This window comes from Clostridium boliviensis, from assembly GCF_033342255.1.
Lineage (GTDB): Bacteria > Bacillota > Clostridia > Lachnospirales > Lachnospiraceae > Lacrimispora > Lacrimispora boliviensis.
Window position 1 is genome coordinate 1 of the sequence record NZ_JAWONS010000020.1, and the last position, 423, is coordinate 423.

1 protein-coding gene is annotated in these 423 nt (G+C 49.6%); it reads right to left on the reverse strand.

Annotated features, from left to right (window positions below; genetic code table 11):
- Positions 1–182: 182 nt before the first annotated feature.
- A partial coding sequence (locus RZO55_RS00910) for a hypothetical protein (RefSeq protein ID WP_318062424.1) occupies positions 183–423 on the reverse strand: 241 nt, incomplete at its 5' end.

Below are 423 nucleotides of genomic sequence, written 5' to 3' on the forward strand. Positions count from 1 at the left end.
CCTTTCATACTTCTCCACTTTCTTCCCTGGAGACCAGGCATCCCCCGCTGTGAGATAGGAAGTTGATAAAGCTCCATTTATTGCACTGTTTTTAATACCTTCCCCACTTCATAAAGTCTTCTTTCAAGTATGAAGCCAATTTGTAAACATTATCCATCTCTGATCTTCATCCATCAAGCCATTCATCCCTTATACAGCCGAATCCCCTTCTGCAGCAGGTATTCGTCCACATGGCGTTCAAAGGTGCGGAGAAACTTCCGGGTGTTCCCCACCTTGTTCTTCGTCAGCTCCCGGTCGTAGAACAACACCCGGATCTTGCCGCCTTCCATCTCCTGTACCGACTCCGCTCCCAGACGGTCCTGCAGGTAGTCGATCACCCACTCCCGGGGGACATGGGCTTCAAATTCTTCTACTAGACGAGAC